Annotated in this window: 22 protein-coding genes and 1 riboswitch; of the genes, 15 read left to right on the top strand and 7 right to left on the bottom strand. The window is 59.7% G+C overall.

Features of this window, described 5'->3' with window-relative positions:
• Positions 1–8: 8 nt before the first annotated feature.
• The 5 genes from FHT84_RS10600 to FHT84_RS10580 form a co-directional block, all read right to left on the bottom strand.
• On the bottom strand, positions 9–830 hold the full coding sequence (locus tag FHT84_RS10600) for an urea amidolyase associated protein UAAP1 (RefSeq protein ID WP_183762118.1): 822 nt from the start codon (positions 828–830) through the stop codon (positions 9–11).
• Complete coding sequence (locus tag FHT84_RS10595; protein ID WP_183762115.1) at positions 827–1,654, bottom strand: ABC transporter ATP-binding protein; 828 nt, start codon at positions 1,652–1,654, stop codon at positions 827–829. Before FHT84_RS10595 ends, FHT84_RS10600 begins: the two co-directional genes overlap by 4 nt.
• The gene (locus FHT84_RS10590; RefSeq protein WP_183762112.1) at positions 1,651–2,469 is read right to left on the bottom strand and encodes an ABC transporter permease; all 819 of its coding nucleotides are present in this window, start codon (positions 2,467–2,469) and stop codon (positions 1,651–1,653) included. Before FHT84_RS10590 ends, FHT84_RS10595 begins: the two co-directional genes overlap by 4 nt.
• Before the next feature lie 58 nt (positions 2,470–2,527).
• A complete protein-coding gene (locus tag FHT84_RS10585; protein ID WP_183762109.1) occupies positions 2,528–3,601 on the bottom strand; it encodes a putative urea ABC transporter substrate-binding protein in 1,074 nt (357 codons plus the stop codon).
• Between the two features lie 74 nt (positions 3,602–3,675).
• A riboswitch (guanidine-I (ykkC/yxkD leader) is annotated at positions 3,676–3,787 on the bottom strand.
• Between the two features lie 260 nt (positions 3,788–4,047).
• Entirely contained in the window at positions 4,048–4,941 is an 894-nt protein-coding gene (locus FHT84_RS10580; protein WP_112345544.1) for a LysR substrate-binding domain-containing protein, read from the bottom strand.
• A gap of 104 nt (positions 4,942–5,045) precedes the next feature.
• On the opposite strand from FHT84_RS10580, the gene FHT84_RS10575 reads away from it, so the two are divergent.
• Positions 5,046–5,915, top strand: coding sequence for an NmrA/HSCARG family protein (locus FHT84_RS10575; RefSeq protein ID WP_112345545.1), 870 nt, complete (start codon positions 5,046–5,048; stop codon positions 5,913–5,915).
• Positions 5,916–6,041: 126 nt separating this feature from the next.
• Here the strand turns inward: FHT84_RS10575 and FHT84_RS10570 are convergent, their stop codons facing one another.
• Positions 6,042–6,941 carry a LysR family transcriptional regulator gene (locus FHT84_RS10570; RefSeq protein WP_112345546.1) on the bottom strand — a complete coding sequence of 300 codons (900 nt, stop codon included), beginning with the start codon at positions 6,939–6,941 and terminating at the stop codon, positions 6,042–6,044.
• Between the two features lie 110 nt (positions 6,942–7,051).
• On the opposite strand from FHT84_RS10570, the gene FHT84_RS10565 reads away from it, so the two are divergent.
• The 4 genes from FHT84_RS10565 to FHT84_RS10550 all read left to right on the top strand — a co-directional run bounded on the left by FHT84_RS10565 (position 7,052) and on the right by FHT84_RS10550 (position 10,785).
• Positions 7,052–8,134 carry a 4-oxalomesaconate tautomerase gene (locus tag FHT84_RS10565; protein WP_169645452.1) on the top strand — a complete coding sequence of 361 codons (1,083 nt, stop codon included), beginning with the start codon at positions 7,052–7,054 and terminating at the stop codon, positions 8,132–8,134.
• Positions 8,135–8,181: 47 nt separating this feature from the next.
• The gene (locus FHT84_RS10560; protein ID WP_183762106.1) at positions 8,182–9,183 is read left to right on the top strand and encodes an ABC transporter substrate-binding protein; all 1,002 of its coding nucleotides are present in this window, start codon (positions 8,182–8,184) and stop codon (positions 9,181–9,183) included.
• Positions 9,184–9,257: 74 nt separating this feature from the next.
• Positions 9,258–10,028 carry an ABC transporter ATP-binding protein gene (locus tag FHT84_RS10555; RefSeq protein WP_183762194.1) on the top strand — a complete coding sequence of 257 codons (771 nt, stop codon included), beginning with the start codon at positions 9,258–9,260 and terminating at the stop codon, positions 10,026–10,028.
• Positions 10,012–10,785 carry an ABC transporter permease gene (locus tag FHT84_RS10550; protein ID WP_169645449.1) on the top strand — a complete coding sequence of 258 codons (774 nt, stop codon included), beginning with the start codon at positions 10,012–10,014 and terminating at the stop codon, positions 10,783–10,785. The genes FHT84_RS10555 and FHT84_RS10550 overlap by 17 nt, the downstream gene beginning before the upstream one ends.
• 103 nt (positions 10,786–10,888) lie before the next feature.
• On the opposite strand, the gene FHT84_RS10545 is transcribed toward FHT84_RS10550, so the two are convergent.
• On the bottom strand, positions 10,889–11,272 hold the full coding sequence (locus FHT84_RS10545) for a response regulator (RefSeq protein WP_112345551.1): 384 nt from the start codon (positions 11,270–11,272) through the stop codon (positions 10,889–10,891).
• 456 nt (positions 11,273–11,728) lie between these two features.
• Here FHT84_RS10545 and FHT84_RS10540 point away from each other — a divergent pair, with 456 nt between their 5' ends.
• From FHT84_RS10540 to FHT84_RS10495, 10 genes are all read left to right on the top strand, one after another.
• A complete protein-coding gene (locus tag FHT84_RS10540) occupies positions 11,729–12,256 on the top strand; it encodes a sigma-70 family RNA polymerase sigma factor (protein ID WP_348647340.1) in 528 nt (175 codons plus the stop codon).
• Between the two features lie 33 nt (positions 12,257–12,289).
• Positions 12,290–13,108, top strand: a complete 819-nt coding sequence (locus FHT84_RS10535) for a nucleotidyltransferase family protein (protein ID WP_145644800.1) — start codon at positions 12,290–12,292, stop codon at positions 13,106–13,108.
• A 2-nt stretch (positions 13,109–13,110) separates the two neighbouring features.
• The gene (locus tag FHT84_RS10530) at positions 13,111–13,836 is read left to right on the top strand and encodes a metallophosphoesterase (protein WP_183762103.1); all 726 of its coding nucleotides are present in this window, start codon (positions 13,111–13,113) and stop codon (positions 13,834–13,836) included.
• Between the two features lie 276 nt (positions 13,837–14,112).
• Positions 14,113–14,682 (top strand): cytochrome c, encoded by a 570-nt coding sequence (locus FHT84_RS10525; protein ID WP_183762189.1) that lies wholly within the window; start codon positions 14,113–14,115, stop codon positions 14,680–14,682.
• Positions 14,679–15,692, top strand: coding sequence for a cytochrome c oxidase subunit II (gene coxB / locus FHT84_RS10520; RefSeq protein ID WP_183762100.1), 1,014 nt, complete (start codon positions 14,679–14,681; stop codon positions 15,690–15,692). The genes FHT84_RS10525 and coxB overlap by 4 nt, the downstream gene beginning before the upstream one ends.
• Before the next feature lie 35 nt (positions 15,693–15,727).
• The gene (ctaD, locus tag FHT84_RS10515; RefSeq protein ID WP_246698516.1) at positions 15,728–17,602 is read left to right on the top strand and encodes a cytochrome c oxidase subunit I; all 1,875 of its coding nucleotides are present in this window, start codon (positions 15,728–15,730) and stop codon (positions 17,600–17,602) included.
• Positions 17,599–18,201, top strand: a complete 603-nt coding sequence (locus FHT84_RS10510) for a cytochrome c oxidase subunit 3 (protein ID WP_183762095.1) — start codon at positions 17,599–17,601, stop codon at positions 18,199–18,201. The genes ctaD and FHT84_RS10510 overlap by 4 nt, the downstream gene beginning before the upstream one ends.
• Entirely contained in the window at positions 18,198–18,509 is a 312-nt protein-coding gene (locus tag FHT84_RS10505; protein ID WP_183762092.1) for a hypothetical protein, read from the top strand. Before FHT84_RS10510 ends, FHT84_RS10505 begins: the two co-directional genes overlap by 4 nt.
• Before the next feature lie 20 nt (positions 18,510–18,529).
• The gene (locus FHT84_RS10500) at positions 18,530–19,393 is read left to right on the top strand and encodes a cytochrome c oxidase assembly protein (protein ID WP_246698517.1); all 864 of its coding nucleotides are present in this window, start codon (positions 18,530–18,532) and stop codon (positions 19,391–19,393) included.
• Positions 19,368–19,787: a c-type cytochrome gene (locus FHT84_RS10495; protein WP_183762089.1), complete on the top strand. Its 420-nt coding sequence runs from the start codon at positions 19,368–19,370 to the stop codon at positions 19,785–19,787. The genes FHT84_RS10500 and FHT84_RS10495 overlap by 26 nt, the downstream gene beginning before the upstream one ends.
• Positions 19,788–19,789: the final 2 nt, after the last annotated feature.

The raw sequence follows: 19,789 nt of genomic DNA, 5'->3' as shown, positions 1-19,789 counted from the left end.
CCCCCCCCTCAGATCGCCGCCAGCACGTTGTTTTCAAATCCGCGCACGGCTTCGGCGGTCGCGGTCCGGCACAGGTCGTCGGTCGATGGCTCCACGGCTGCGATACGTGTGACGGTCACCGGGTTCGGCCGGTAGCCGGGGTCGGGATCGAGCGGATGCGGGCAATTGGAAAAGCCGACGATCAGGTCCATCTCGGCACGCAGCTCGACATAATCGCCGCCGCGCAAAAGCTCCGGCTTCCATAGGAACGTGCCGTCCCGGTCGACGCGGACTGGGGCGAAGAGCGCCAGCACCGAGGGAATATCCCGCTTATCAAGCCCGGCCTTGGTGGCGAGCAGGACGAGGTTGTCTCGCGTGTTGCGCTTATCTTCCCCGTATTTCGCCGCATTCGATGACAAGGTCGAGCCACCCATGAGCGCGTCATGGGCACCGGAACTATCTTCCGCCACCGAAAACATCACCCGGCCCATGTCCGAAAAGATCACCCGGCCTTTGCCGAGTGCGGTCGTCCACTGCATCTTTACCGTATCGGGCAGGTTCAGCCTCTCGCTGGTGTCGGCGGCGCTCCAGGCGACGAGGGACAGCGTCGAGAAGCCATGATCGAGGCTGACGCGCAACGTTTCGTGTTTCCGGAGGCGGGTCGACCAGTACCAGCCGCCGGGGATCACTTCGCGGTGGACGATCTTGTCATGCGCGATTTCGGGCGCCGGCAAGGGGCTTGCCCCGGGCAGGGCCTTGGGCGCGAATTCCAGGCCCTTCCTTTGATGCTCTTCGTAGCGCGCGCGGTTGGCGGCTATTTCTTCCGGCGAACGTCTGACATGTGTTGTCATGGCTGGATTTCTCCCGACGAAGCCAGGTCGTCCCGGCGGTGCCCCAGGGAAGCGACCGGGCCGTCCCGGTCGGGGCTGAAGATCGATGGCGCGCCGGCGATGCGCGGCGGCCAGATGGAAATATCCTTGGTAATAGTCGCGCCGTAGCGTTCCTTCTCTTCCGGCCGGTTGCGGCGGCGTTCGAAGGCGACGACGCGGGTCGCAAGCGTGAAAGCTTCGCGCATGTCATGGGTCACCATGACCACGGTCATTTGTGTCTCGTGCCAGAGGCGTTTCATCAACGTATGGATTTCGGCTCGGATGCCCGGATCGAGTGCACCGAAGGGTTCGTCGAGCAGCAGGACCTTGGGGCGCATGATGAGCGCCTGGGCGAGCGCCAGTCGCTGCTGCATGCCGCCGGAAAGCTGGGCCGGATATTTGTCCTCGGCGCCGGCAAGGCCGACTTCGGCGATGAGCTGACGCGCCGCCTCGATCGCATCGCGGCGCGCGGCGCCGAAGAGTTTGGCTTTGTAGCGCGAGGCCGCAAGTTCCTTGCCGAGCAGCACGTTGCCGAGCGCGGTCAGATGCGGAAAGACCGAATAGCGCTGGAAGACTACCCCGCGATCCGCGCCCGGCTCGGCGGGCAGCGCCGCGCCGTCGAGGAAGATCGTACCGCGGGTAGGCTGTTCCTGCCCCAGCAGCATGCGCAGGAAGGTCGACTTACCGCAACCGGACGGGCCGACCAGAGCGACGAAGGCTCGCGAAGCGACCGTCAAGGACAGGTCCTCGAGCACGATCTGGTCGCCATATTCCTTCCAGACCTTGTCTATCCTGAGCTCGCTCATGCCTGCTTCTCCAGTTCGGACCAGGGGAAGACGGCGATGCGCAGACGATCGAGAAGATAGTTCATGAGCACGGCAAGCAGGGTGATCCAGACGACATAGGGAAAGATCACATCCATCGACAGATAGCGGCGGACGAGAAAGATGCGGTAGCCCAGCCCGGAATCGGACGAGATCGCTTCCGCCGCGATCAGGAACAACCAGGCCGGCCCGAGCTGCAGCCTGAGGCAGGTGATCAGTCGCGGCAGGATCTGCGGCAGCACGACGCGAAGTGCGATCTGCCAGGAGGAGCCGCCGAGGGTCTCGGCCTTGACGATCTGCTCGCGCGGCAATTCCAGCGCCTTCAGCGCCAGGTCGCGGATCATCGTCGGCGCGACGCCGATGACGATGAGAGCGATCTTCGACGTCTCGCCGAGACCCATGACGATGAAGAGGATCGGCAGAAGCGCCAGCGGCGGCACCATCGAGATGACGGCGACGAAGGGAGAGAGCAGGGCTCTGAGATAAGGCAGCATGCCGATGAGCATGCCGATCAGCAGCGCTGTGACGGTGGAGATGCAGAGGCCCGCGAAAAGCCGGATCAGGCTTGCCCCGGTATCCGACCATAGCAGATATTCTCCCGTGCGCGGGTCGGCAATGAAGGCCATGCGGTTGATGGCGTCGGCAAAGCCGGCAAGGCTGGGCAACAGCTTGTCGTTGGCGTTTTCGGCAAGCCGCGCCGCCGAACCGGCGCCATAGGCGACGATCAGCAGGGCAAAAGGCAGGAGCGTCAGGGCAAGCTGTGCGCCGGGACTGGGCCTGGTGTTAATCCAACGCATGAGAAACTCCGCGAATGAAGGGGCAGGCGGCGCATGGGCGCCGCCGGTGAAGATTCGCTCAGAGTGAAGCGTCGGCGACGGCCTTCATGTAAGTTTCCGTGAAGCGCAGCTTGACGTTTGCGCTGTCGCCGAGAACCTTGCCATCGGGCATTTCGATGCCGATGACATCGGCCGATGGCGCGCCATTGCCGAGCAGGCCCTTCTGAAACAGGAAGCTACGCACCAGATTCATCGTCTTCGGCAGGTTCGGCGAGGCGGTGAAGGCAACCGCCTCGGCAGGCTTGTCGAAGAGCTTGGTTGCGGCAAGCTGCGCCTCGAAGCCCTTCAGGTCCGTGCCCGAGGCAGCCCCCATCGCCTCGCGCGCAGCCTTGCCTTCGGGCGTGTCCGCTTTCATCAGCGCCACCGTTTCATACCAGATACCGGCCAGCGCCTTGCCGAAATTCGGATTGTCCTTCAGCACATTGCTGTTGGCGACCATCAGGTCGATGATTTCGCCGGGCACCTGCGAACTGTCGAAGACCTTCTTGGCGGAAGGTTCTTCGAGAATGGTCGAGACCAGCGGATTCCAGGTCACGACGGCGGAGACGTCGGGCGTCTTGTAGGCCGCGACCATGTCGGCGTCGGAGGTATTGACCACCTTCACGTCGCGTTCACTAAGCTTGATGCTGTCGAGCGCGCGGGCGAGCAGATAGTGCGAGACGGAATATTCGACGAGATTGACGTTTTGCCCCTTGATGTCGGCCAGGCTCGTCTTGTCCTTCAGGATGACCGCGTCATTGCCGTTGGAAAAGTCACCGACGATGACGGCGGTCGTATCGACGCCGCCGGCGGCGGGGATCGACAGACCGTCCATATTGGTCAGCGTCACGGCGTCGAAGGTGCCGGCGGTGTACTGGTTCATCGACTCGACATAGTCGTTGAACTGGGTGACCTCGATGTTGATGCCGTATTTGTCGGCCCATTTCTTGACGATGCCGTGGTCGCTCGCATAGCCCCAGGGCATCCAGCCGACATAGATGGACCAGGCGACCTTGAAACTGGTTTTCGGCGCGGCACTGGCGACGGAACCGAGCCCGAGGGTCAGCGATATCGAAAGGGCCGTTACGGAAAAGATCTTCGAAAAAGTCTGCATAGAAATTCCCCTTTTGCTTTTTTCAAAAAGGGATCGGCAAAGACCATCGCGCCGCCAATCCCTTGGCTTACGAGGTCTCCCGGGCTTTTATCCCGCCGTGCATCCGGTGGGATTTCTCCCCCAACCGGTGGTGGCTCTCGGACCAGCACGCTTTATCCAAACGCCGGAACCCTAGCCACCAACTCGATTTTCAGGGAAGCAAGGTGCGTGCCAGTTTGCAAATCATTGATTTTATTACCCGGCGGCAAAGTCTTTCTTCTAAAAATTCAGCAAGTCAAAAATACGCACGAAAAATGTGCAATTTCGTGTGGCGGTTTGATCCTCCGGTAGGCAGCAGCGGGTGATGACAGTCCCGCGACCGGCATGTGGAATCGGCAGCCCTCAGCGGCCGTATCCGGATGTTGCAGATTATCGCGTTAGCCCTGCCCACCTTGCCCGCCGCTTCTTCATTCTCCGACATAGGCCGCGAGTTCATCGGCTGTCCCGTGCTGGAAAGTCTCCTTCAGATAGTCAAGAAGGGCCGAGACGCGGGCGCTGAGGAGGCGACGTGTCGGATAGAGCGCCCAGAGTGCGGTATCGGGTCCATCAACATCGCCCCAATGCACCAGGGTGCCGGCAGCAAGATCGGAACTTGCCAGCGACAGGGGCAGGCGAGCCACGCCCGCACCCAGGCGAACCGCATCGCGGACCATGAGAAAAGACGACAGGCTCAGAACCGGCTTGACTGTTATCGTCGACTTCCCCGCCGATGTCGTCACCTCCCACGTTTCGGTTTGCCTCAGTGCTCCTCGGGTGACTGCCGGCAACGGACTGCGGTCTGTCGGCGGCATGAAGTCCGGTCTAGCCACGACCACCAAACGATCGCGGAGGAAAACGCGACCGACTAGGTTCGCATCCGGCTCGGGATTGACGCGGATGACCAGGTCATAGGCTTCCTCGATCATGTCGACAGTCCGGTCTTCCGTCGTGATCTCAAGCTGAACTTCGGGATACTTGATGACAAAGCCGGCCGCTAGCTTACCGATGGCCGTCTGCGAGAAGAGCAAAGGCGCGCTGATGCGCAATCGGCCGCGCGGGCTGCGACCGCCCGAAGCGATCGCTTTCGCCGTCTCGTCGAGCTCGATCAGCAGAGCGCCTGTACGCTCGAACAGAGCGCGTCCTTCTTCCGTGAGCTTGAGCGTTCGCGCGCCTCGCTCGAACAGGCGCAGATCGAGATTTGCTTCCAGCTCGGCCACGCGCCGGGAGAGCGTTGCCTTCGGACGGCCGGCTGCGCGTGCGGCTTTACCGAACCCGCCATAACGGGCAACCAGATTGAAGTCGGCAAGGGCGAGCAGATCCATGTGTTTCACCAGTGAGACGATGCGTCCAGATATAGCGTCTATCGGGATTAATTTGGATCATTAACTTGGTGGATGTCAACTGAACCCAATCTGGAGTAACCACCATGACCATTCTCGTTACTGGCGCCACCGGCCGTGTCGGCCGTCATGTCGTCGAACAGCTTACGCAGCGCGGTGCCAAGGTGCGCATCCTGACGCGCGATCCCTCGAAGGCTGATGTTCCGGCCGGCGTCGAGGTCGCTCAGGGCGATCTGCTCGACATCGATGCCCTGCGTGGCGCCTTCCATGGCATAAGCACGCTGTTTCTGCTGAATGCCGTTACCGGCGACGAATTCACCCAGGCGATCATCGCGCTCAATGTTGCTCGCGAGGCGGGCGTCGACCGCGTTGTCTATCTGTCGGTGTTCGAAGCCGATCGGGCGGTAAACGTGCCCCATTTCGCCGTCAAGTTCGGCGCAGAGCGCATGCTCGTGCAGATGGGCTTCAGCGCCACCATCCTGCGTCCGACCTACTTCATCGACAATGAGCTGATGATCAGGGACGTGGTCCTTGATCACGGCGTCTATCCAATGCCGATCGGCAGCAAGGGCGTTGCCATGGTGGATGCCCGCGATATCGCCGAGGTCGCCGCGATCGAGTTGATCCGCCGCGATTCCGCTTCGGGCAAGCTGCCGATCGAGACCATCAACCTGGTCGGACCCGACACGCTGACCGGCCCTGGCGTGGCGAAGATCTGGTCGGATATCCTGGGCCGCCCGGTCGTCTACGGCGGCGACGATCCCAGTGGGTTCGAGCAGAGCATGGCGAGCTTCATGCCGAAGTGGACGGCCTATGAGATGCGCCTGATGGCGGAGCGCTATGTCAGTGACGGCATGATTCCTGAGGCTGGCGACGTCGAACGGCTAACCACGATCCTGGGTCGTTCGCTGCACTCCTATCACGACTTTGCGGTCGCGATTGCGACCTCGGTCTAACATCCGGCCCACCCGACCCACGCCATCCGGCAGCTCGGCATGGAGCTGAACGGCGCGGAAGGGCAGGTGAAGTTCGCCATGGAAAAGGGCGGTTCAGCTTTTCACGGGATCGCTGAGCCGCCCTGTCTAGTTTTGCGCCCATGCGCCAATCAGCATGCGCATGAAATGCTCCGCGGCCGGCGAAAGCTTCCCCCCTCGACGCCGGACGACACCGATGGTGCGGGAGATCTCCGGATTTCGAATGGGGCGTGTGATCAGGAAGGGGTGTTCGCCCTGTGGTGTCGCCATCTTCGGCAGCACCGAAATTCCCAATCCGGCTTCGACCAGACCGAGTGACGTCGAAAGATGCGTGACCTCGTAAAACCAGTTGAGCTTGATATTCGCTCTCGCCAGAGCCGCGTCCAGGAGTGTCCTGTTCGCGCTGGAGCGATGAACCGTAATAAGGGGATAAGGCTCGAGATCCTGCCATCGCACTTCCGTCGTTTCGGCCAGCGGATGGTCTCGTTTGGCTGCCAGGACGAAGGGATCCTCCGCCAGCCTCTCGAACACCAGATCGCTGTCTGAGCTTCCCATGATGTTGATTCCGAATTCGACCTCGCCGCGCGCCACCGCCTGCAGTGCGTCGGTCGCGGTAAGATCGAGAATCCGAAGCCGAATGTTCGGGTATTCCTGATTGAATTGCCGAATGACGGAAGGCAGGAAATAAAAGGCTGCCGTCGGCAGGCAGGCAATCGTTACCAAGCCTCCGCGTTTGGCTCCCAGTTCCCGCATCGAGAATAGCGAACCATCGAACTCCTCGAGCATACGCTGCACCAGAGGCACGAGCTCGGTTCCGAGAGCAGTAGCCGCGACATGGCGCGTCGTCCTCTCCAGCAGCGGCGCGCCGATCGCCTGTTCGAGCTTTTGAATCCGCCGGCTGAGCGCAGGTTGCGACATGTTCAGCTGGTCGGCAGCACGATGAAAGCCCTGCAGTTCCACGACGGCCAGGAACGCTCTCAGGTCAAGGATCTCACAATTGATGTTCATTTCGTATCAATGCCCTCGATCTTAGCATTTCACATATCAATCATTAATTCCATAATAGCAATAACGAAGCGGATTAATACGCTAAACACATTACTTGGCGAGAAAAACGCATGAATGATTTGCTCTCCATACCGTGTGTCCTGATGCGGGGCGGCACCTCAAAGGGCCCGTTCTTTCTGGCGTCGGACTTGCCGCAGGACCCGGCCGAGCGGGATCAGGTGCTTTTGTCCGTGATGGGCTCGGGGCATCCGCTTCAGATCGATGGTATTGGAGGGGGCAACCCGGTCACCAGCAAAGTTGCCATCTGCGGCCCGGGAACGGTGCCTGGCGCGGATGTGGACTATCTGTTCGCGCAGGTTCGCGTGGACCGGCAGATCGTCGATACCTCCCCCAATTGCGGGAACATGCTGGCGGCTGTCGGGCCGTTCGCGATAGAGGCGGGGCTTGTGCCGGTCGCCGGAGACACCACGCTCGTCAAGATATTCAACGTCAACACCGGCAAGATGATCGAAGCCGAGGTTCCGACACCGAATGGCGCGGTTGCCTATCTCGGCGACGCAAGAATTGACGGCGTACCCGGCCAGGCTGCTCCGATCGCGCTCACATTCAAGGATGCGGCGGGTGCCCGAACGGGCCAGCTTTTCCCAAGCGGCAAATCGATAGAGACGATCGCCGGTATCGATGTGACCTGTATCGATTGCGCGATGCCGATGCTCCTTGTCGAGGCCGCTTCACTCGGTGTGACCGGATATGAGAGTGCTGCTGAATTGAACGGCAATCATTCGTTGATCGAGCGGCTGGAAAAACTTCGTATCCTTGCCGGCGAGAAAATGGGAATGGGTGATGTCCGCAGTCAAGTCACTCCGAAACCGGTTCTCATCTCTCCAGCCAGACAAGGCGGCGCGTTGAATGTTCGCTACTTCATGCCGAATGAATGCCATCCGTCACTGGCGACGACAGGCGCTGTCGGGATTGCAACGGCCTGTGTGAGCGAAAACACTGTGGCGTCCCGCCTTATCGGCGTTCAAACACCGCCCGTCGTGCTTTCCATTGAACATCCCAGCGGCCATCTGGACGTGAAGCTGCAGCTGCGGGATGGGAAGCTCGTCGCCGGGATTCTTCGCACGGCGCGCAGGCTTTTTGAGGGCCATGTCTTTGCAAAGCCTGCCAAAACGCTGGTTTGTGCCGCATAATCAATCAACCTATGGTGCCGGGAGGGTGCCAAAATGGAGGAGATCGAATGAAAAAGCTTATTCTCGCACTCGCTGCGGCGGTCGCGCTATCCGGAACGGCTCTGGCGGAACCTGTTCGCATAAGCGTCGGTTCCTACAACCTCAACAACCTGCCTTTCCCGGTCGCGCAGGGCTTGGGCCTTTATGAGAAAGAGGGTCTGGAGGTTACCGTCGAAAACTTCGCGTCGGGCGGATCGAAGACCTTGCAGGCACTGGTTGCCAGCTCGACGGATGTCGCCGTCGGCTTCTACGATCATACGATTCAGATGCAGTCGCAAAACAAGCACGTTGTCGCCTTCGTGGAGCTCGGGCGAAATTCAGGGCTCGTTCTGGCCGGCGGCAAAGACGCGAAATTCGATCCGAAAAACCCGGAAACGATCAAGGGCGCCAAGATCGGAATCACCGCTCCGGGTTCATCCTCGGACTTCTTCATTCGCTACTATCTCCAGCGACATAGTCTCTCGGCGAACGACGTTTCGATTATCGGCGTGGGCTCGGGCTCGGCTGCGGTCGCAGCGCTTCAGCAAGGCAAGATCGATCTGCTCGTAAATTACGACCCTGCGGCGACGTTCGTTGTCGAGAAGGGTGTCGGAAAGATCCTGATCGACGCCCGGAATGACGACGGCGCCAAGGAGATCTATGGCGGCATCTATCCGACATCGGTCCTCTACGCCACGCAGGACTACATTTCCAAAAATCCGGAAACGATCCAGAAGGTCACAAATGCAACGGTGAAGGCGCTTCAATGGATGAAGACGCACAGCGCCGCGGAGATCGTCGAAAAGCTTCCGCCGGAATTCATTTCGGGCGACAAAGAGACATACATCAAGGCAGTTGAAAACGCGCGGCAGATCTTTTCGACGGATGGGCTGCTCGACGAAAAAGATATCAAGACGCCTCTCGATGTCCTGACCTCGTTCAACGACAAGGTCAAGGCGGCCAAGATCGATCTGTCGAAGACTTTTACCAACGAATTCGTAGCTAAGGTGCCGGCGGCGGCATCGAATTAAGGGAGGTTAAGATGTCCGTGGCAGCGTTCGCGCCGGCAAAACAGACGCCCCATGCCGGGGCCTCGCCCAAAGCAATGGTGGCAATTGAAAACGTTACCATGTCCTTCGGCTCCTTCGTTGCGGTCCAGGATGTAAATCTGACGGTAGCCGATGGCGAATTCGTCGCCATTGTCGGGCCGACGGGCTGTGGCAAAAGTACGATCCTGAATGCAATCGCGGGACTTTTGAAGCCAGCGAAGGGATCTGTCTCCATCGATGGGGCTCTGGTCTCGGGCGTTCAGAATAACATCGGCTATCTATTTCAGCAGGACGCGCTATTCCCTTGGAAAACCGCGCTCGAGAATGTGGAACTGGGCCCTTTGTTCCAAGGCGTCGGCGCGGGCGAGCGGCGGGAGCAGGCTCTCAAATGGCTGGCGAAGGTCGGTCTCAAGGGTTTCGAGGACCGCTATCCGCACCAGCTTTCCGGCGGCCAGCGTAAGCGTGTGCAAATGGCGCAGGCGCTGATAACGGGGCCGAAGGTAATCCTGATGGACGAACCCTTCTCCGCCTTGGATATTCATACCCGCCATCTTATGCAGAATGAGCTGCTTCGCCTATGGCAGGAAGAGCAGCGGGCTGTGGTTCTGATTACGCATGATCTTGAGGAAGCAATTGCTCTGGGGGATCGTGTTGTGGTTCTGGCCTCAGGTCCGCGGTCGCGTGTCATCGACAGTTTCCCTGTCGATCTGGAGCGGCCTCGCGATGTCGCGGAGATCAAGCTCGATCCCCGTTTTACCGACCTCTATCGCAATATTTGGGCTTCCCTGCGCGGTGAAGTGGAGAAAAGCTATGAACGCCATGACTGAAAGACTTACCCAACTGGCATTGTTGCTGGTCATCGTCGGCGGTTGGGAAATCGGCGTGAACCTCGGCTTGGTCGACGTCTTCTTCTTTCCCTCGCCTGTCGATATCATAAAGCAGGTGTTCGCATGGGTTGCCGATCCAAGCTTTTTCAAGCACGTGAGCATCACGCTTACGGAAACGGTGCTCGGCTACATCATCGGTACGGGACTTGGCGTCGCGGCAGGGGTATGGCTCGGACTGTCGCGCTCGGCTGCGCGTATCCTCGATCCGTTCATCAAGGGCCTGAACGCCATTCCGCGCGTGGTTCTTGCTCCGATCTTTGTCCTTTGGCTTGGCCTGGGCCTCTGGTCGAAGGTGGCCCTCGCCGTCACGCTCGTGTTCTTCGTCACCTTTTTCAACGCGATGCAGGGCGTGCGTGAAGTCAACCCCGTGGTGCTGTCGAACGCTCGCATCCTCGGCGCGAAGAAGTCCGAACTGCTGCGTCACGTCTATTTTCCGGCTGCGGCGAGCTGGATTCTGTCTTCGCTTCGAACATCCGTCGGTTTTGCGGTTGTTGGTGCGATCATCGGTGAATATCTGGGCGCATCGGCCGGTCTGGGATACCTCATCGCCCAGGCGGAAGGCAATTTCGATGCCGTCGGCGTCTTCGCGGGGATCTTCATCCTGGCGGTATTTGTCCTGCTGATCGATCTGGTCCTGGATTTCGTCGAGAGCCGCCTGATCAAGTGGCGACCGCGCGCAGCAGAACGCACGACCTGATTCCGCAAAGAACGCCAAAAGCCCGCGTCACGATCGAACGAGCCCCGAAAGTTGGACAACAACTTTCGGGGTTTTGATGATCATCCCTGGTGCCGAGCGTTCCTCAAGAATCCTGTTGCCACGGGCCAAACAGAGCTCGTGCAATGCGCTCTATCTCGATCGGCTTTTCACAAAGAATGAAGCCGGTAAAACGCGCCGGAATGATCGACGGATCATAGCCGGTTGCGAAGACGTAAGGGATATTGAGTTCATTCAGCCTATCGGCCACGGGAAACACCATTTCACCGTCCAGATTGATATCGAGAATGGCTGCGTCGACATCTTCGTCCTGGATCAGTTCGAGAGCCTGGTCGACTCGCGCTGTCGGTCCGATGACAATGGCGCCGAGCTTCACCAGCTGACGGCGCGCCTCGTTTGCAAGAAGATACTCGTCTTCCACGATCAAAACCCGGCGGCCGGAAAAGAGGTGACTGTAGCCTTGGCTCATCTCGTCAGACCACATGCTCTTGAACAGTCGGCCTTGCAAAGGTCTTCAAACATGGCCTCCGCTGCGCATTACGTTCGATGGTTCGGTCCATAGCGCTTGATCTCCTGCGATAGGGGAGTTCGATGGTGTAGATCAACCCTTCCGACGTGAATTTGATCCGTTCCGCTGCCGTCGAACTGATACACTGCGAGATTCTGAGTCTGCTCGGTTTGCGCGAAACAATACCGGAAGGACGTAAAAAACGCACGGAACAAGCTGAGGGCGGGGCCGTTCCTTAGTAGATGCGAAAAGCGCTGAGAAACTGGCTTCAATGCGCCGGCTCGCTCAGCACTAGATTGTTCACATGACTGGCCGCCATCTGCGCGGATATTTCGCGCCACGTTGTGGCGTTTACATCGGCCGGCGACGCAAACGTCGCGTCAATCGCACCGGTATCGCGGCCACAAGGAGAGCGTCGTGCACGATATATCCCAATCCACTGATCACGAGATCGCTGATCTGGAGGCCGAAATCGTAGATCTCATTCCGGCTCTTCGCGCCTTTGCCAGAACTTTCCATAGAAACTCTGTCGATGCCGATGATCTGGTTCAGGAAACCTTGACCAAGGCGCTCGCTAATATTGGGCAGTTCGATCCAGGCACGCGGTTGAAGTCCTGGTTGTTCACCATCATGCGCAACACTTTCTGCACCAAATTCCGCATAGCCAAGCGCGAGTCGCCCGGAACCAAGAAATGCGTCTCCGGTGTTGGCGTGGAAGCGCCGTCGCAGGAGTGGACGATCCGCGCGAAGGAACTGGAGCGTGCCTGTAATCAGCTGCCGGAGCCTTATCGCGCGGTGCTCGAATACGTTGTCATCGAGGGGCGCTCCTACGACGACGCGGCCGAAAGATTCGAGTGTGCGATCGGCACGGTCAAAAGCCGCATCAACCGGGCTCGCCGGCACCTGGCCGCGCAGCTCGATGAGGACTTCGACTGGCGGCGTTGATCTTACTGTGTCTTTCAGCGAAGCGGTGGTCTGATGAATGTTCCCTCGGATATGGATCGAAGCCTCACCGGCAACGTGCCGATCGAGGCGAAGGCCGTGCCTCAATTGATCGACCCGGATGCTGAGCCTTTTGTCGCTGCCGCCGTCCACGATCTCGCGGCATCGCAGATCCCGTTCCTGGTCGCCGGCACTTATGCGGTCAGCGCCTATACCGGAATTTCCCGTCCCACGAAGGATTTCGACGTCTTTTGCAAGGCGGGCGACTATGCGCGCATTCTCGCGCATTTTCAGGACAAGGGTTACGCGGTGGAGGTCAAGGACGAGCGCTGGCTGGGGAAGATCTCGAAGGGCCCCCACTTCTTCGATGTGATCTTTGCATCGTCAAACGGAACGATGCCGGTTGGCGATGAGTGGTTCGAGGACGCCCGCCAGCTCGAAATGTGCGGTTGCTCCGTCCGCGTCGTGGGGCCTACCGAACTCATCTGGTCCAAATGCTTCGTCCAGCTGCGGCACCGCTACGATGGCGCCGACATCGCGCATGTGATCCTGAAGGCCCATGACAAGATCAACTGGAGAAAATTGCTGGGATATTTGGAGGTGAACTGGGAGGTGTTGCTGATCCAGCTTCTCAACTTTCGCTGGATCTATCCCTCCGAGCGCGACAAGGTTCCCGATTGGCTGATGGATGAGCTGCTCGATCGCTTAAGTGCACAACGTGACTTGCCCTTGCCGCAAATGAAGATTTGCCGAGGCCGAATGTATTCGCGGGTCGATTTCCAGATCGATGTGGAGGAATGGGGTTTTGCCGATGTGGGCGGCGATGGCGAATTGCGCACCGACGAGGAGAACTGACCATGGCCAACGATCAGCGACGAAAATTGAGGGTAGCCGCCGTTGCCGACCTTCACGTGAAGGAAGATCGGGAGCAATCCTACAAGTCGCTTTTTGCCGATATTTGTTCGGAAGCGGATGTGTTGGTGATTGCCGGCGATCTGACTGATCTCGGCAAGCCGAAAGAGGCCGAATTGCTTGCCACCGACCTGCGCAACTGTACGGTGCCGGTGGTGGCGGTATTGGGCAATCACGACTATGAAAGCGGCGCCGTCGAGGAAGTGACGGCCATTCTCACGGATGCCGGCGTGAAGCTTTTGAATGGCAGGGCCGTCGAGATCGAGGGTGTTGGCTTCGTCGGCGTGAAAGGGTTTGCCGGAGGGTTCGGACGTCATATGTTGAGCTCTTTCGGAGAGCCTGCCATCAAGGCGATGGTCGCGGAAAGCGTCGACGAAACCATGCGGCTGGAAAACGCCATGCGCCAGGTTCGCGCCAGTCGATCCATGGTGGTTCTTCACTATGCGCCGATCACCGAAACCGTCGTCGGCGAACCACCCGAAATCTTTCCTTTTCTCGGCTCGTCGCGTCTTGCCGAAACGATCGACCGCTTCAAGGTCGATGCAGTTGTCCACGGACACGCACACCGGGGAAGCTATGAGGGCCGCACACCCGCGGGAGCTCCCGTCTATAATGTTGCGGCCCATATCGAAAAGCCAACGGGCAAACCATACGCGCTCATCGATCTCTAGCGACGAACCTGACGGGCATCGGTCCATTGCCGCCGATATGAGCGATGGGGAACAGAAATGCCTGTCGTTGGTTCTTTGTAGGAATCGAGGATCTTCATCGTGACTGCACAGGGAAAAACCGGCCAGGCAATGGATCCGGCAAGATCGAAGCGAGTGGATGGAGCTCGAGAAGGCTGGCGAATGACGAATACATACATGTCACCCGCCGGCTGATGCCCGCAGAAGGTTGAGACATCAAACATGTCATGGGAGGTCAGCAGAGAATTCCTGGATCGCATGTTCTGGATCGGCGCCTTTCTGGCAGGCCTCGGGGCAGTCGCCGTCATCGGCAATGCGCGAGAAGGACGGCAATATCGAACGGATCCTCCGGTGGGAGCCGCTTTGGATGAACTGCGCCTGATGCCGAACGGGATCAGCGGCGCTCCCCCGGAAATCTATTTTGCGCTCGGCAAACCCTACGAGACCACCGCTTACGATCTCAGCCAGGGCAAACGGCTCTATTCCTGGTTCGGTTGCGGAGCATGCCATGGAGACGGGCGTGGCGGAATCGGCCCCTCTTTCCTGGATGGCTGGTGGCTCTATGGTCCGGAGATGGTGTCGATCGCAGCCTCCATCCGCGACGGCCGCCCGCATGGAATGCCGGCCTTTCGCGACAAGATGACGATCGACGAGACCTGGCAGCTCGCAGGCTACGTCCAGACGATTGGCGCATATAAGGCGAAGACCACCGCGCCGAGCCGCAATGACGACAAGCAGACGCGCCCGGCGGAAAACCGCGCGCCGGCGGCAATCCTGTTCGATGAAGGCCCTGCCGGACCGAACGCAACGCAGGGGCCATCGCCTTGAAAGCGGGCGCTGCCGTTTTCCTGTTCCTGTCGACCATCCTGATTGCAGGATGCAACGGCGCTCAGTCGGCCCTGAATGCCGAGGGGGCCGCGGCCGTTCAGCTCAAGCATCTCATTATCGGGATCGTGGTCGTCTGCTGTGCCGTGTGGGCACTGGTCATGTTCGCGCTGGTCCTCGCATTGCTGCGCGCCAGGACGTCGCGGGCCAGGACACCACGCGAAAGTCCAAGCTCCGAAAGTGAGCGGCGGATGGGCAAGCTGGTAACGGCGGCTGTTGCAGCGACCGTTGTCGTCATCGCTGGTTTGACGATTGCGAGCTTCTATGCAACGCGCGGCCTCGGCATGCCCGCGGATGCAGGTCTCGCGATCAAGGTTCGCGGGCAGCAATGGTGGTGGCAATTCATCTACGATGATGCCGATCCGACCAAGTCCTTTCAGACGGCCAATGAGATGCATATCCCGGTTGGCGTCGATATTCGCATCGAGCTCGAAAGCTTGGATGTCATTCATTCCTTCTGGGTACCGAGCCTCGCCGGTAAACGCGACCTCATTCCCGGCCGGCAGAACGTCATAACCATACGAGCGGAGCGGCCAGGTGTTTATCGCGGTCAATGCGCGGAATTCTGCGGGCTTCAGCACAGCCATATGGCGCTGTTCGTCATTGCCGAGGATATGGCTGACTATCAGCGCTGGGCCGCCGCACAGAGGGCGAGTAGCGTATCGTCTGCCGATCCGGAGGCGACTGCCGGCAAGGCTCTTTTCATGCGCAAGCCGTGCGCGGCCTGCCATACCATACGCGGAACCGAGGCATCGGGATCGACGGGGCCGGACCTGACCCATGTCGGAAGTCGCCAGACGATCGCGGCAGGGTTGCTCGATAATACCCGCGGTTCACTTGCCGCCTGGATCGCCGATCCGCAGACACTGAAACCGGGAAACAACATGCCGATGGTTCCGCTCTCCAGTGATGAGCTGCGGCAGCTTTCCGCCTATATGGAAAGCCTCAAATGACGAAGGACGGCCAACCAACGCAACCAACGGATTTGATGTTCGATGACGGCGAGTTAGAACGGCGGCTCGCGCAGACCTGGATGACGCCCGCCGGTGTGTGGGGCGCCCTGACGACAGTCGACCACAAGATCATCGGCCGCCGTTACATCGTTACCGCATTCGTTTTTCTTGCCTTGGGCGGGTTGCTCGCGCTCGCGATGCGGCTGCAATTGGCGCAGCCGGAGGCACGCTTCATCGGTCCAGACCGCTACGATCAGATTTTCACCATGCATGGCTCAAACATGATGTTCCTGTTTGCCGTGCCGGTCATGGAAGCCATGGCGGTCTATCTCGTGCCACTGATGGTCGGCACCCGCAATATCGCCTTCCCGCGCTTGAATGCCTTTTCCTATTGGATCTATCTGGCCGGCGGTCTGCTGTTATGGATCTCGTTTGCGCTCGATACCGGGCCCGATGTCGGGTGGTTTGCCTATGTACCCTTGTCAGGACCGCAATATGGCGCGGGCAAGCGTGCCGACCTCTGGGCACAGATGATCACTTTCACGGAAGTTGCGGCTTTGGCCGTTGCGGTGGAAATCGTCGTCACCGTCTTCAAGCAGCGTGCGCCGGGCATGTCGCTCGACCGCATTCCGCTGTTCGTCTGGTCGATGCTCGTCACGGCCTTCCTAGTCATTATGGCCATGCCCGCGATCATGCTCGCTAGCTCGACGCTGATCCTCGATCGTCTGGTCGGGACGCATTTCTACAATCCCGCGGCGGGCGGCGATGCGCTGCTATGGCAGCACCTGTTCTGGTTCTTCGGCCATCCCGAGGTCTATATCATCTTCCTGCCGGCCGTCGGCATGGTGTCAACGATAACAGCGACCTTCTCGCGCCGCCCCGTATTCGGCTATCTCCCGCTTGTCATGGCCCTGATCGCGACCGGAATCCTGGCTTTCGGCCTTTGGGTGCATCATATGTTCGTTGTCGGCCTGCCGAAGCTAGGCGAGAGCTTCTTTACCGCCTCCAGCATGGCGATCGCCATTCCGGCCGGCGTCCAGATATTCTGCTGGCTGGCGACGCTATGGGGCGGGCAACCAGTGCTCAAGACGCCGATGCTGTTCGTTGTCGGCTTCATCGTGACTTTTGTCATCGGCGGGCTGACGGGCGTGATGGTCGCCTCCGTGCCGTTCGACACCCAGGTACATGACACCTATTTTGTCGTCGCACATTTCCATTACGTCCTGGTCGGCGGTGCCGTCTTCCCATTGCTCGGCGCCATCTATTACTGGTTTCCCAAGGTGACTGGACGGATGATGAGCGAGACGCTCGGCCGCTGGGCGTTCGGGCTGATCTTTACTGGCTTCAATCTGACTTTCTTTCCGATGCATATCCTGGGTCTCGAGGGCATGCCGCGGCGCATATATACCTATCAGCCGGAAATGCCCTGGGCCGGTTTGAACATGTTCGTCAGCCTCAGCGCCGTCATCCTTTCGCTGGGATTCCTCATCTTCTTCATCGATGTCATTCGCAGCGCCCGATCCGGGCACATCGCCGGTGAGAACCCATGGGGCGCCTCGACGCTCGAATGGGCGACATCGTCACCGCCGCCGTGCTTCAATTTCCGTCGTATTCCGGTGGTCGCCGCTCGTGATCCGCTGTGGTCGCAGCCCGATGAACTCGCGGTTGCCGGCGGGCTGTGCACCGACCGGCGCGAATTGATCGTCAGCAGTGTCGTCGAGGCGCAACCCGAAGCAAGCGAGTCCTCGCCACGAAATTCGATCTGGCCGCTCCTGGCCGCTCTTGCCACCACGGTGATGCTGATCTGGTCGATCTTCTCGCCTTGGGCGGTCATTTGGGGATCAATTCCGATCGGGATCACGTTGACTGGCTGGTTCTGGCCGAAGCAGACGCCGGAGGATGAATCATGAAGGAGCGTGTCGTCCTCGATGTTTCAAGGCTGCCGCCTCATGGCATGGGGAGAGCAAGCCCGACCTGGTGGGGAACCTGCGCCTTCATGCTCATCGAAGGTTCCGGCTTCGCGTTGGCGATCGCAGTCTATTTCTACCTGATGAGCCTCGCCCCGCGATGGCCGATCGACGCGCCGGCGCCCGGTCTCGTTCCTGGAACGACCCTGACCGCGATATTGCTGGCAAGCCTCGTGCCGAATATTCTTTTGTCCCGCTGGGCGCGGCAAAGAGATCTGCGCAAGGTGCGGATCGGGCTTATCGTCATGTCGGTGCTCGGGGTGGTACCGCTGATCCTGCGCGGTTTCGAATTCGCTGTCCTCAACATACGCTGGGACGACAATGCCTATGGCTCGATCATCTGGACCATGTTGGGGCTTCATACGACCCACATCGTCACGGATCTCATCGATACGCTGGTACTGACCTGCCTGATGTTTTCGAAGCATGCCGATAATCCGCGCCGCTTCGGCGATGTCGAAGATAATGCCATGTACTGGAACTTTGTCGTGGTGGCGTGGATTCCCTTGTACGCATGCATTTACTGGGTACCACGCCTATGATGACCACGGCGGCAAAATATGGTGGATTGATCCTCGCGCCCCTCATCTGGGCCGGCAATACGCAGCTTGGTCAGGTTCTTCCCTATGTCGATTGCAGCCGGCATACGCATTGGTCCATCCTGACATCTTCCGTCGCAATTCTGCTTGCGTTGGCGAGCGCGGCGTTCCCGCAGGCCGGTTCGACCCCGGAGGAGGCGCGAACGGGGCTGTTTCTCCGCCATCTCAGTGTCCTCGTCGGGCTCGCCTTCGCCTTCGCGCTTTTCCTGCAGGGAGGAGCCACGTGGCTCTTGAACGCATGCGAACATTAGCCGTCCTCATCATTCTGCTGATGACGGGGCGGGAGGCTGCCGCGCATGGTGCGGAGGCGCATCTCCTTCAGTCTGTCTGGACCATCGACCCGTGGATCGTGACACCGTTAGCGGTCGCGGCTTTTCTTTACGGCCGAGGTTGCTGGAGGCTGAGGCGACGCGCTCGAATGAGCCGATCCGTCGTGGCGAAGCGCGCCCTTTGCTATTGGGTTGGCTGGCTGACGCTTGCCGGTGCGCTGCTGTCTCCGTTGCACTGGCTCGGAGAGCAGCTCTTTACGTTTCACATGATCGAGCACGAAATCATCATGGCGGTTTCCGCTCCGATGATCGTCATTGCGCAGCCGGCCGGCACGTTCCTATGGGGGCTGCCGGATCGGCTGAGGCGCTGGACGGGAAGGGCGATGAGACGGGGCTCCGTGCGGATCGCCTGGCACTGGCTGAGCGGAGGAACCAATGCCACCCTGTTGCATGCCGTCGCCATATGGGCCTGGCATGCGCCGATCCTGTTCGATGCCGCCGTCGGCGATGTCACGCTGCATCGCCTCCAGCATCTGAGCTTCTTTGCCACCGCTATCCTGTTCTGGTGGTCGATCTTCTGGAGCAGCAATCGCGGCGTCGCGGCGTGGCATCTGTTCCTGACCATGCTGCACACAGGAGCGCTCGGTGCGCTGATGGCGCTGGCGCCACGCGTCCTTTATGTCGCGCAGACGCATACTGCGGAAACATGGGGCCTTACGCCGCTCGAGGATCAGCAGCTCGCCGGGATAGTCATGTGGATTCCAGCCGGGACGATTTACGCCGGCGCGGCGCTCGCAATGGCAGCGCTATGGATAGCAAATGCCGGTAGGGGAGCGGACCATGTTCAGCACATCCGCCCATTATAGATACCGCGGTATCTGGCTGTGTGCGGCAGCCATTGCAGTACTTTGCACTGTGATCGGCGTAAACTGGGCAAAGACTTCGCAGCAGCGATTGCAGGTCGCGCGCGTGCTGACCGGAGGCGGCGATCCCTCCCGAGCACCACCGATCTTTCGTCGGTACGGCTGCACCGGATGCCATCAAATCCCAGGGATCGCCGGTGCGGATGGCCAGGTTGGCGGCGCATTGTCTGGCCTTCAAAAACGGGTCTATATCGCCGGCGTCGTCAACAATACGGGCGATAATCTCGTTCATTGGATCGTGTCGCCGCAGGATTTCTCGCCCAACTCGGCGATGCCGAAAACAGGGATCTCGCAAGCCGAAGCCCGGGATGTCGCCGCCTATCTCTACACTCATTAATC

Origin of the sequence: Rhizobium sp. BK289 (genome assembly GCF_014193575.1) — a bacterium.
Lineage (GTDB): Bacteria > Pseudomonadota > Alphaproteobacteria > Rhizobiales > Rhizobiaceae > Rhizobium > Rhizobium tropici_C.
The sequence above is the reverse complement of the archived record's forward strand: the minus strand, read 5'-3'. Positions and strand labels throughout refer to the sequence as shown.